At 66.6% G+C, this 12372-nt stretch carries 6 protein-coding genes and 4 pseudogenes; 9 read left to right on the top strand and 1 reads right to left on the bottom strand.

Features of this window, described 5'->3' with window-relative positions; all coding sequences use genetic code 11:
- Positions 1-204 precede the first annotated feature (204 nt).
- The 5 genes and pseudogenes from AC1DWT_RS07575 to AC1DWT_RS07555 all read left to right on the top strand — a co-directional run.
- The gene (locus tag AC1DWT_RS07575) at positions 205-1680 is read left to right on the top strand and encodes an NAD-dependent succinate-semialdehyde dehydrogenase (RefSeq protein WP_477920107.1); all 1476 of its coding nucleotides are present in this window, start codon (positions 205-207) and stop codon (positions 1678-1680) included.
- Positions 1681-1831: 151 nt separating this feature from the next.
- Positions 1832-2932: an alanine dehydrogenase gene (ald, locus tag AC1DWT_RS07570; protein ID WP_477920106.1), complete on the top strand. Its 1101-nt coding sequence runs from the start codon at positions 1832-1834 to the stop codon at positions 2930-2932.
- Between the two features lie 220 nt (positions 2933-3152).
- Positions 3153-3460 (top strand): annotated as a pseudogene (locus tag AC1DWT_RS07565) (transposase); the annotation flags it as partial.
- Between the two features lie 214 nt (positions 3461-3674).
- On the top strand, positions 3675-4724 hold the full coding sequence (locus tag AC1DWT_RS07560; protein ID WP_477920105.1) for an IS110 family RNA-guided transposase: 1050 nt from the start codon (positions 3675-3677) through the stop codon (positions 4722-4724).
- Positions 4725-4741: 17 nt separating this feature from the next.
- A pseudogene (locus AC1DWT_RS07555) lies at positions 4742-5467 on the top strand (IS3 family transposase); the annotation flags it as partial.
- Here the strand turns inward: AC1DWT_RS07555 and AC1DWT_RS07550 are convergent.
- Positions 5364-6777, bottom strand: a pseudogene (locus AC1DWT_RS07550) (IS30 family transposase). The pseudogenes AC1DWT_RS07555 and AC1DWT_RS07550 sit on opposite strands and share 104 nt — an antisense overlap.
- 65 nt (positions 6778-6842) lie before the next feature.
- Here AC1DWT_RS07550 and AC1DWT_RS07545 point away from each other — a divergent pair.
- From AC1DWT_RS07545 to AC1DWT_RS07530, 4 genes and pseudogenes are all read left to right on the top strand, one after another.
- Positions 6843-7058, top strand: a pseudogene (locus AC1DWT_RS07545) (integrase core domain-containing protein); the annotation flags it as partial.
- Between the two features lie 133 nt (positions 7059-7191).
- Complete coding sequence (locus AC1DWT_RS07540) at positions 7192-8364, top strand: tyrosine-type recombinase/integrase (RefSeq protein WP_477920104.1); 1173 nt, start codon at positions 7192-7194, stop codon at positions 8362-8364.
- On the top strand, positions 8361-10853 hold the full coding sequence (locus tag AC1DWT_RS07535) for a tyrosine-type recombinase/integrase (RefSeq protein ID WP_477920103.1): 2493 nt from the start codon (positions 8361-8363) through the stop codon (positions 10851-10853). Before AC1DWT_RS07540 ends, AC1DWT_RS07535 begins: the two co-directional genes overlap by 4 nt.
- Positions 10850-11395, top strand: a complete 546-nt coding sequence (locus tag AC1DWT_RS07530) for a DUF6262 family protein (RefSeq protein WP_477920102.1) — start codon at positions 10850-10852, stop codon at positions 11393-11395. The genes AC1DWT_RS07535 and AC1DWT_RS07530 overlap by 4 nt, the downstream gene beginning before the upstream one ends.
- Positions 11396-12372 lie beyond the last annotated feature (977 nt).

Below are 12372 nucleotides of genomic sequence, written 5' to 3'. Positions count from 1 at the left end.
GCACGGCGCCGCCGACTATCTATTCGACGAGAACCCCCAATGTTTCAAGGTGTCTAATACCGCCCACCACTTTCTGCACAGTTAGTGGGTCGTGAATCCGTCATTGCACGCGCAGACTTCTCCATGTGGCCGAGTTCGCAGCGAGCGGCGAGGCTCCTCGCCGACCGACGCAAGAAGCGGACTGCTTCTAAGACAGGAGTTTTGATGAGTGACGTAACTTCGTTGCCGACGCACCTTCGGGTCGCTACCGCCGATGTTCCGACTCGCTTGTATATCGGAGGTCAATGGCGGGAGGGCGAAGAAGGCACGATCTCTGTGGTGAACCCGTCCGATGCGACCGCGTTTGCCGAGGTCGCCGACGCCGGGGCTCGCGATATCACCGACGCTCTCCACGCCGCCGTCGACGCCCAATCCGAGTGGGCTCAAACCACCCCCCGATACAGGGCCGATCTGCYTATGCGAGCCTACGAGGCGATCCTCGACGCCCGCGAAGACTTCGCGGCGTTAATCGCGATGGAGATGGGAAAGACGCTCGACGAAGCACGAGGCGAGGTCGACTACGGCGCCGATTTCCTGCGCTGGTTCGCCGAAGAAGCACCCCGCCTCGGTGGCCGGTACTCGACCGCCCCCAACGGCGCCAGTCGCCTGCTCACCACAGCAGCTCCGGTAGGGCCGTGCCTGTTGATCACCCCATGGAACTTTCCCTTGGCCATGGCCGCTCGGAAAGTTGCACCTGCAATCGCAGCGGGCTGCACGATGATCCTCAAGCCGGCCTCGCTAACACCATTGACCTCGCTGCTATTCGCGCAGATTCTCGAGGGAGCGGGACTTCCCCCGGGCGTACTCAACGTCATTCCGAGCTCATCCGCCGCGCAAGTATCTGAAACTCTGATCCGTGACCCTCGTATACGGAAGGTCTCGTTCACCGGATCGACCGGTGTCGGCCGACGACTGCTCGAACTTGCCTCCGTCAACATCACTCGGTCGTCGATGGAACTCGGCGGCAACGCACCGTTCCTGGTCTTCGACGATGCCGATCTCGATAAAGCGGTCAACGGAGCAGTACTCGCGAAGATGCGCAACAATGGCCAGTCCTGCATCGGCGCGAACAGGTTCTATGTGCAACGCGGAATCGCCGAAGAGTTCACGACAGCCTTCATCGCCCGTCTCGAGAGTTTGCGGATCGGCCCCGCGATCGAGAACCTCGATGTTGGGCCCTTGATCGATGAGGGGCAACTGCAGTCGGTGGCGAAGCTTGTCGACGCTGCAGTCGAAGGTGGTGCATCGCTGCGCAGCGGCGGCGCGCGGATCGAGCTACCCGGCTTCTACTACACGCCAACCGTACTGAGCGATGTTCCGCACGATTCTCCGGTGCTGCACAACGAGATCTTCGGTCCCGTAGCGCCCATTGTCCAGTTCTCCGAGGAGGACGACGCTGTTGCGCTGGCGAACTCGACCGAATTTGGTTTGGCCAGCTACATTTTCACCGAGAACCTGGACCGCTCGCTACGGCTCATCGACCGTCTCGATGTCGGTATGGTTGGCGTCAATCAGGGCATAGTCTCCAATGCCGCGGCACCGTTCGGAGGCGTGAAATCCTCCGGCCTCGGTCGCGAGGGCGGAGCCGAGGGCATCGACGAGTACACCGATATCCGGTATGCAGCGATCGCTCGTCACTGATATCTAGACAGTGCACGGCCGCGGAAACGGACTCAGCACTTGCTGAGGTGATTACCTCTCGAAACCGTCGTCGGATCTCGAATTCCCGGCGGCATCAACTACCTCCGCTCATCGAACCATGATCGGATCAATCAGAACCAATGGAGCTCTCATGAAGATCGGTATTCCCCGCGAGATCAAGAACCACGAGTACCGGGTGGCGATCACCCCGGCTGGTGTGCACGAGTTGGCGCGGCGTGGGCACGAGGTGGTTATCGAATCCGGTGCCGGTGTCGGCTCGTCGTTCGCGGACGAGGATTTCAAAGCCGCAGGTGCGCAAATCTTCTCGACCGCAGACCAGGTCTGGGAGGCCGCGGACCTGCTGCTGAAGGTCAAGGAGCCCATCGCCGAGGAGTACTCACGTCTGCGTAAGGATCAGGTGCTGTTCACCTACCTGCACCTGGCCGCGTCGAAGGAATGCACCGATGCCCTGCTGGCATCGAAGACCACGTCCATCGCCTACGAGACCGTCGTCGGCACCGATGGTTCGCTGCCGTTGCTGGCCCCGATGAGTGAGGTCGCGGGGCGTCTGGCCCCACAGGCCGGTGCGTATCACCTGATGCGTCAGGGCGGCGGCCGCGGAGTGCTGATGGGTGGTGTGCCCGGGGTGCGGCCGGCGAAAGTCGTCGTGATCGGTGCCGGCGTCTCCGGGAAGAACGCGATCGCCGTCGCATACGGTATGCAGGCCGATGTCACTGTCTTGGATCTGTCGATCGCTCGGCTGCGAGAGATCGACGCCCAGTACCAGGGGCAGGTCAAGACCATCACGTCCAATAGTTTCGAGCTCGAGCAGGCTGTCCTGGAGGCGGACCTGGTAATCGGCGCGGTGCTGGTGCCGGGGGCGAAGGCCCCGAAGTTGGTGTCCAACAGCCTGGTCTCGCGTATGAAGCCGGGGTCGGTGCTGGTCGACATCGCGATCGACCAGGGGGGATGCTTCGAGGACTCGAAGCCCACCACTCATGCCGAGCCGACCTATCACGTGCACGATTCCGTGTTCTATTGCGTGGCGAACATGCCCGGTGCGGTGCCCCGCACGTCGACCTACGCGTTGACGAATGCGACGCTGCCGTATGTGGTGGCGCTGGCGGACAAGGGCTGGGAAGAGGCCACTGCGACCGTGCCGGGTCTGGCCGAGGGGTTGTCCACTCATGACGGCAAGCTTCTTTCCGAAGAGGTCGCCGGCGCTCACGGCTACGCCGCGGCGACCCTGTAAGACAGGCAGATCGCCCACAGCCCAATATGGCGCGCGCCGTTCTGTTGGGGGATCTGTCTTCCGTGGGCCATCCGCCGGTGAACCGACGATTGTCGGCGGATGGCCCACCTTTGCGGATGTGTCCGCAAGAGTATTGGACCGCGAACACCCGAAGTGAGGCTGCCCCCTTGGAGTGGACACCCCTGACAATGGTTCTAGTAGAGCCAGGAGGGATGTCGAAGTGGGACGCCAGTCTCTGTACACGGAGAAATTCCGGAAAGACGCGATCGCGCTGTACCGCGCGGCCGACGGCCAGCGCACATACGCGGCGGTCGCCGCGGACCTGGGCATCAGTGGCGAAACGCTACGGACGTGGGTCCGCAAGGACACCGCCCGCAATGGACGCCAGGAGGCCCGCAGCACCGCCGGTGGGGAAACCCAAGCGGACGAGCTCGCGCGGCTGCGGGCAGAGAACGCCCGGTTACGCGGTGCCGAGAAGGAATGGCAGCYCGAACGCGACATCCTGCGCCGGGCAGCCGCGTATTTCGCGTCAATGTCATCCTGGAGAGGTCCGGTGGGATTCGCTCGGTATTTTGCTGCCCCGGTCCACGGCCTGGTGGCTTGTCTTGATGTGCGGTCCCACCGGGCCCGGAGGGTCGTTCGTGTGGCTTGATAGAAGCCTGCCGCTGATGCCCGATTGAGGCCTGCCCGCGAACGCACCGATCCGACGCCTACAGCCCGTCAACCGGATTGGAGTCGCCAGTTGATCGTGATCGGAGTCGACGCCCACAAATCCACCCACACCCTCGTCGCGGTCGACGACATCGGCCGWCAGGTCGGGCAGCGGACCGTCAAGGCCACCACCGAGGGKCATCTGTCGGCGATCGAGTGGGCCGCCCAGTGGCCGCAGGTGCAGTTCGCGCTCGAGGACTGCCGCCAYGTGACTCGGCGGCTCGAATCGGATCTGCTGTCCCGGGGCCACGCGGTGGTCCGGGTCAAGACCCAGTTGATGGCCCTGCRCCGGCGCAGCGCCCGCCAGCCGGGAAAATCCGACCCCATCGACGCCCACGCCGTGGCGATGGCCGCGCTGCGTGAGGAGAATCTGCCGATCGCCCRACTGGACGAATCCACCAGGGAGGTCAAGCTCCTGTCCGATCACCGACGCAACTTGGTCTGCGAGAGAACGAAACTCATCAACAGGCTTCGCTGGCACCTGCACGAACTGGACCCCGAATTGGTGATTCCCGTGCGGGGGATCCGGCGGTATCGCGTCATGGACGAGCTCGCCGAACGGTTGACCGCGTTCACCGGTGTGGTCGCCCAGATCGCGGGCGAACTCCTCGACCGGTGCCGGCAGCTGACCGAGCAGGTCAACGATCTCGAGCGCCAGATCCGTGACCGCGTTCGGCGGATCGCGCCGTCGCTGCTCGCGATACCCGGSTGCGGAGTCCTCTCCGCCGCGGTCATCATCGGCGAGACAGCCGACGCTCGACGGTTCCACTCGAAAGATGCCTACGCGAAGTTCAACGGCACCGCCCCGATCCCGGTCTGGTCGGCCCACGAGCGGGTCCGCCTCAATCGCGGTGGCAACCGTGCCGTGAACGCCGCGCTGCACGCGATCGCCACTACGCAGGTCGCYCGCGGCGGGCCGGGCAAGGACTACGTGRCCAAGTTGCAGGCAGCCGGGAAGACGAAGCGGGAAGCAGTGCGCCTGCTCCGCCGACGTGTTTCCGACCGGGTGTTTCAGGTCCTGCGCGYCCACGAGTCCGCGACCGGAAACGCSTCGGAATCATCGCTTTCGGCGGCGGCTTGACATAGAAGCATCAAAGAGGTGAAGTGAAGACCCGCCGCTGGGACTTCATCTCCGACCATCGCGCCGAGTTCGGCGTGCAGCGGCTGTGCCGGGTGCTGGGAACCTCCCGCTCCGGTTACTACCGGCACCTGGCCACCGAGGATGCTCGCGCCGAGCACGCGGCGGAGGAGGCTGCGACAGTCGCCGAGATCCGCGCCATCCATGCCGAGCACCGCAGCGCCTACGGCGCCCCGCGCGTTCACGCCGAWCTCCGCTCCCGCGGACGCAAGATCAACCGCAAACGGGTGACCCGGCTGATGCGAATCCACCACGTGGTCGGCCGGCACCTGCGCCGCAGCAAGCGCACGACYATCGCGGACAAGTCGGCTCCGTCGGTGCCGGATCTGGTGATGCGAGACTTCACCGCTACGGCTGTCGATACCAAATGGTGTGGGGACATCACCTACATCCCSGTGGGATCCTCGTGGTTGTTCTTGGCCACGGTGATCGACATCTGCTCACGCCGGGTGGTGGGCTGGTCCATCGCCGACCACATGCGCACCGATCTCGTCACGGACGCGATCGAGATGGCRGTGCGCACCCGMGGTGGTGACGTCGGTGGCGTCATCTTCCACAGTGACCGCGGAWCACAGGGCGGATTCAATCGGTCGTCGCAACACCTGGCTGTTGCAGTGAGCATAGCTGCTCGGCGAAGACCTCGGCCGGGGTTCGCCAGTCGTGGATCTTGCGGGGCCGGTTATTGATCGCCAGGGCGACGGCTTCGAGGTCCTCGGCGGACCACCTGGACAGATCGGTTCCCTTCGGGAAGTACTGGCGCAGCAGGCCGTTCGTGTTCTCGTTCGTCGGTCGTTGCCAGGGTGAGTGCGGGTCGGCGAAGAACACTTTCGTGCCGGTATCGAGGGCGAACTGGGCATGACCGGAGAGTTCCTTCCCGCGGTCCCAGGTGAGGGTCTTGCGGAGCTGCTCGGGGAGGGTGGTCATCGATGTCGTCAGCGCGGCGTTCATCGCGACGGCGCCATAGCCGCCGAGGGAAGGACCATTCTTCACGGGTGGCTTCTCGCCCCAACCCTCCAGCCGAGGCAGGTGCACGAGAATCGTCGATCGGCTGCTGCGCTCGACGAGCGTGCCGATTGCGGACCGGCCGGTTCCGATGATCAGATCCCCCTCCCAGTGCCCCGGGACGGCGCGATTGGCGGCTTCGGCGGGGCGTTCGCTGATCACGACGTCCTCGGTGACATGCCCTTGCGGTTTGTTCTGCGACCGCGCTCGGGGGACCCGCAGCGCCCGCCCGGTGTGCAGGCACGCGACCAGCTCCCGTTTGAGCGCGCCACGGCCCTCGATGAACAACGATTGGTAGATCGCCTCATGGCTGATGCGCATGGACTCATCATCGGGGAAGTCGATCCTGAGCCGGTGCGAGATCTGTTCTTCGGCTCCACACCGTCGCCCATGGCCTGTCCTGCCGATGCGGCTTGTTCAGTCCCTTCCACGCGGGCGTCTGCGGCCCGCGGACGATCGTGCCGTCGGGTCGGCGGACGCTGCCGGAGAGCCGCTCCTGCACGTATTTTCGCAACCTGTCGTTGTCCACGAGCTTCGCCGTCTTCGGGCGCTTCGCGGCCTGTTGCGCTTTCCACTGCGCCACCAGTGCCCGGTAGACCGGCTTGCCGCCCCGGGTCGCTGCGTTGCGGCGCAGTTCGCGTGAGATCGTTCCCGGGTCACGTCCGATCCGACGAGCGATGTCGCGCACGCCGACATCCTGGGCGCGCAGCAGTGCGATCTCCTCACGCTCGGCGAACGACAGGTAGCGGCCCGTGGGCTCGTCCAGGCTGATCGGCGGCATGCCGCCAGCGTGGCGGAACCAACGGCACCCGACCGGCCACGACACGCCGACGGCCTCCGCGGCCTCGACCGTCGTCACTCCCGATGCGATCCGCCGCCAGAAGTCCCGCTGCACCGCACGAGAGGGCTCCGGCCGGCCCGGTGAACGCATCGGAGGTCGCAATGCCCTGTCCGCCGCCCACTGCCGCCTGGCACCCACCGGCGCCCGAAACATCTGCTTGCTGCCCCATCCCATCGCACACCTCCGTGATCGAGGTGTTGCATCGACCGGTTGAGCCCGCCCAGTACACCGCAGCAGCTTTCGTCGATGTATGMCGCCGTCATGGGATCCAGCAGAGTCGGGGACGGGTCGGCTCGAGTTACGATAATGCTCTCGCCGAGYCGTTCTTCCAAGGACTCAAGAGGGAGTGGCTGCACGGACGGAGTTGGACGTCGAAGTCGCAGGCACGGCTGGAGCTGTTCGAGTGGCTCTCGTACTTCAATCGACGTCGCCGTTCTCTGGGGTCAGCCGGGTTGTTGTGTGACGTTGCATAGGTCCCGCGACACGGACCGGTTTGCAACAGATCTCCCGGGTTGTGGTGCTCGTGGCTGGTAGTCCTACAGATGCCTGCCACGAGAGGAGATCAGGATGCGGGCGTTTCCGGTGAGGTTGCCGTCCGGGGTGCGGTATTGGACGGTGCTCGACGAGGACCTGGCCGTGGTGGACGAGGCGGACGCGTTCTTGCGGCATGTCCGGTTCGGCCGCGACGGCTCGGAATTGACCACCAGGTCGTATGCGGGCGGGATCGCGTTGTTCCTGCGGTGGTGCGCTCGCACCGGCCGGCACTGGCATGACGGGGTGGCGGCGCTGGGGTTGTTCATCACGTGGCTACGGCACGCCGGACCGCAGGTCAGTGGCGTCGAGGTGGTGGCGGGTGGGCAGGTGCTGGCCGGCCCCGGTGCGGAGCCGGTGCGCGGGCCTCGGCGGATCAACGCCGTGCTGACCGCGGTGCGGGGATTCGTCGCACACGCGGTGGCGGCCGGGCAGGCACCGGGCGAGCTGATGTCGTTGATCTACGAGCTGGCCGACGACCGTGACGTTCCGGCGCAGGCCCGCGGTGAGGATCATCGGCTGGCCTGGCGGTTGCGGGCGCGGCACCGGCTGCACGAGCCGGAGACGGTGGTGGACCGGGCCGGCGACGCCGAGATCGTGGCGCTGCTGCGGGCCTGCCGGTCGGCGCGGGACCGGTTGATCGTGCTGCTGATGGCGCGGGCCGGTTTGCGCCGCGGTGAACTGGTCGGGTTGCGGCGCTCGGATGTGCATCTACTGGTCGACTCGCGTCTGCTGGGCTGCGGGATACCGCGGGCGCATCTGCATGTGGTGCGCCGGGACAATCCGAACGGGGCGTGGGCCAAGTCTCGCCGACAGCGGGTGGTGCCGCTGGACTTTCTGGGGGTGCAGGCTGTCGACGGCTACGCGTTCGAGCGGTGTGCGGTGCCGCGGGCAGCCGAGTCGGATTTCTTGCTGGTCAACCTGTTTCGGGAGCCGATCGGCGCTCCGATGCGCCCGGACGCGATCAACGAGGTGATCACCGCGTGCTCGCGGCGGGCCGGGATCGAGCATGTGACTCCGCATCGGCTGCGGCACGTGTTCGGCAGTAACCTGGCCGATGCGGGCAGCAGCCTCGACGAGATCGCGGCTCTGCTCGGGCACGCCTCGATGAGGTCGTCGCAGGTCTACGTGCACCCCGACCCGGCTCGGCTGCGTGAGGCCGTCGACCGGGTCCACAGCCCCCGCGAGCTGGCTGGGACCGACCGGTGAGCACCGTCGAGGCGGCGGGGGCGGCCGCGGTCACCATCGGCGGGGCGCACGTGTTTGCCGACACCAGGATCGACCGGCTTGTCGCGGCAATCGCCGCGGTGATCGACCCGGTCTTTCTGACCGAGGCCGGATGGGACCCGGCGCGGCGAGTGCTGTCGTTCGCGCCGGAGCATCCGCTGCTGGGCCGGCCCGTCTGCCGGGCCGCGGACTGCTCGGCGACCGCGCCGGCAGGGTCGAGGATCTGCGCCTCGTGCCGTCGCCGGCTGGCCGAACACGGGCTCGGTGAGCATGAGATCGGCGCACTACCGGCGCGTGGTCACCGGCGGTCGGGTCGCGGGCCGGATGCCTGCCTGGTCGGCGGTTGCGCGCGGGACGCGATGTCGGCGCGGTCGGGGCTGTGCTCGGTTCACGAGGAACAGCGGCGCGCGTTGCCGGGCGTCGGGGTCGAGCAGTTTCTTACCCACCGGCAGGCGAAACCGCTTTCGCCGCTGGCTTTGTGCGCGGTCGACGCCTGCACCCGGCAGCGCCGCCACCCCGACGGGCTCTACTGCGGTGCGCACCAGCAGCGGCTGCGCACCGCCCGGACACACGACCCGGACCTGGACGAAGCCGGGTGGCGGGCCATCTCACCGGCGATCGGGCGCGGCGGCGAGGTCAGTCTGCGTGGACTGCCGCCGCTGGTCGTCGCCGAACTGCTGGTGGGCCTGCAGCAGCGCTGCCGGATCAACGCCGTCAAGACCCGCGAGGCGGTGCTGCGGGCGCTCTGCAACGATGTCCGCCGCCGGCGGCTGAGCTCGCTGACCGACTACCTTCCCGACGACGACCGCGACCTGGAATTCGCCGGGCTGGCCCACTGCCTGATCGGTCATGCCCGCCGGGCCCTGTCGACCCCGGAAACCGAAGTCGCCAAAGATGACTGGGATCTGAGGGTGTTCGGGCAAAGCGGCACCCTGTCGTTCACCGGCATCAGCCAGTCATGGCTGCGGGAGTCCGCCAAACGATGGGCCGCCGACGACCTGCCGAAACGACGCGTCCGGTCGGGTCGCCGCACCAGCGCCGGCCTGGCGGTGCGCCACCACATCGGCTGCCTGGCACGGCTGTCGGAGTCGCTGCGGATGCGCGAGGACCGCGGCGATCACCCGGCGGCGTTGGGCCGCGCCGAGATGGAGGCGTTCCTGCACCGGCTGGCCTACCGAGAATCGGTCGGGCAGATCAGCGGCGACGCCCGCATCCGGGCCTGCCGCGAGGTCCGCGCCGTGCTGACCCGGATCCGGACCATGGGGCTGACCCGCCCCGGCGGGCTGGCCGCCGGCCTGGGCGAGGACTTCACGATCACCGTCGCCGACGTCCCCGCCGAACCCGAACCCGGCGAACCGAATCGGGATCTGCCGCCGGAGATCATGGCCCAGCTCTGCGCACAGCTGGATCGGCTGACCTCGCCGGAGATGCGCACCGCCATCGAGCTGGCCATCGACACCGGCCGCCGCCCCGAAGAGATCTGCACACTGGACTTCGACTGCCTGACCCGCGACGACCTCGGAATGGCCGTGCTGATCTACGACAACCACAAAGCCAACCGACCCGACCGCCGGCTGCCGATCGGCGAGCCGACCGCGGCCGTGATCGTCGCCCAGCAGAAGCGGGTGCGGGCACGCTACCCGGACACACCGGTGGGCGAGCTGACGCTGCTGCCCACCGACCGCCGCAATCCCGGAGGGGGGCGCGCGATCACCGGGTTTTCCCTCGCGTTCGCCCACCGCACCTGGGTCGACCGGATGCCGGTGCTGCGCACCGCTGACGGCGTCGAATACGACAAAAGCAAGGTCGTGCTCTACGCCTACCGACACAGCTTCGCCCAACGCCACGCCGATGCCGGCGTGTCCGTCGAAGTGCTGCGCGAGCTGATGTCGCACCGCAAACTCGAAACGACCGGCGGCTACTACCGCGTCGGCGAGACCCGGCGCCGCGAGGCCGTCGACCGGGTCACCGCGATGCAGTTCGATCGGCACGGCAACCGCATCTGGCGGCAAGCCCAGGCGCTACTGGACTCCGAGCATGCTCGCCGCGCCGTCGGCGAGGTCGCCGTCCCGTTCGGGGTCTGCGCCGAACCGTCCAACGTCAAAGCCGGCGGCGGCGCCTGCCCGTTTCGGTTCCGCTGCGCCGGCTGCGACCACTTCCGCACCGACGTGTCCTACCTTCCCGACCTGCACGCCTACCTGGACGACCTGCTGCGCACCCGCGAACGCCTGCTCGCCACCACAGAACTCGACCACTGGGCACGCGCCGAAGCGATGCCCTCGGACGAAGAAATCCGACGCATCCGCCGCCTGATCGCCCGCATCGATGCCGGTTTCGACGAACTCACCGCAGAACAGCGAGAGCAGATCGAGCACGCCGTCACCGTCGTGCATCGCCACCGCTCCACCATGCTCGGCATGCCCCGCACCCACCAAACCCTGCCCGACCTGCGACCGGAGCGAACCACATGAGCACCAACACCACCACCAGCGCGATGATCGACGGACGCCGAGCCGACTCCACCAGACGACGCCAACGCGTCCTCAACGCCCTCGACGCCGCGGTCGCCGCCGGCGACGAACTCGGCGTCACCAACATCGCCCGCCGCGCCGGAGTCGACCGCACATTCATATACCGCCACCGCGACCTACTCGAACGCATCCACGCCGCCGAAACCCAACCACCCGACAAACCCGGCACCGGACCCGCGGTCACCCGCGCCTCGCTGCAGGCCGACCTGCTCGCAGCCCAGCAACGCTGCACCCGCATGGCCGCCCGCACCCAACAACTCGAGACACGCCTGTCCGACCAACTCGGCGAACAGATCTGGCGAGCAAGCGGACTCGGCGCACCCACCGACATCGACGAGCTCCACACACGCATCGTCACCCTCGAACAACAAATCATCGACCTCCGGCTGCAACTCGAAGAACGCGATCAAGACCTCGCCGCCGCCCGCGCCGCCAACCGCGAACTCATGACAAAACTCAACGCCTCACGGCAAAACGGCTGACACGCCGCCCGAAGCCCTTGCACTACACCTGTTGCGCACCATATTCTTCAACGATCAGCCATACGACCAGCGGGAACGCTGGGCGCCGACAGCCACTTCAGGCCGGGACCCCCAGAGAATCGCCGTCACTCCGCCCTCGGATACCTCACCCCGGTGGAGTTCGAACAACGACTGATCGCGTCGTCTACGCTGTCAGTCGCCGCATGAAATCCGGTGTCCACCTTCAAGGGGCAACCTCAAAGTAGTGGCACCGCGATGTGCATCCCGACCAGGCTTGCATTTTCGGCCCGGTCGGGGCCATCGCCCGAATGACGCAGGTTAGGTTGGCTGGGCCCTTCCCGGCGAACACATCCGGGACTCCGCGGCGGTATCGGCATAGCAGCGGTCGAACTCCCAATGGCTGGTGCGCATCCGCGCGACATCCTGCGGGCGCGCTGACACTGCGACCGCCGGAACGAACTCGCATTTCACCGTCAACGGTGGGGGATGGATACCACTGCTGGACGGGATGCAATTGGTAGCCAGCGCCGCGCCATCCGAGTAGTGGCTCTGAAAGCGCGTGTCCAGCGTTCCCGACAGCGGGCCACCGCAATCGGCTTCATCACATACACGCGCCGGTGACCAACATGCCAGGGGAGGAGGAATCGTCGCCAGGTCGAGTTCCCGATCATGTCACCGATCTGGAGTTGGCGATTAGAATTCGGACACGTCCACCGCGCAGCCATGATGCTGCCGTTCCTACCCGTCGATGTCAGAGACAGCATCGCCAATTGGATCCCACCCACCGCCACGTTCGAGTGGACCTCAAGCTCTGCCGCCCCGCGAGTACCTGTGTGTCGGATTGTTCCACTGGGTCTTTTGGGTCGGGCCGGGGGTGGCCGGGCGGAATAGGTGGCCTGCGGTTTTCGTCTCCAGGAGTCGGTGAAGAGTTAGTTCCATTGGCCCGATTCGCGGGTCTCTGGAAGAACAGGCTCGCA

The sequence above is a fragment of the Rhodococcus sp. P4_B6 genome (assembly GCF_056402215.1).
The sequence above is the reverse complement of the archived record's forward strand: the minus strand, read 5'-3'. Positions and strand labels throughout refer to the sequence as shown.

Bases quoted from the DNA above. Each gene is read 5' to 3' on its own strand.
- AC1DWT_RS07540 (WP_477920104.1), top strand. From the start codon at position 7,192: ATGCGGGCGTTTCCGGTGAGGTTGCCGTCCGGGGTGCGGTATTGGACG.
- AC1DWT_RS07530 (WP_477920102.1), top strand. From the start codon at position 10,850: ATGAGCACCAACACCACCACCAGCGCGATGATCGACGGACGCCGAGCC.
- ald (WP_477920106.1), top strand. From the start codon at position 1,832: ATGAAGATCGGTATTCCCCGCGAGATCAAGAACCACGAGTACCGGGTG.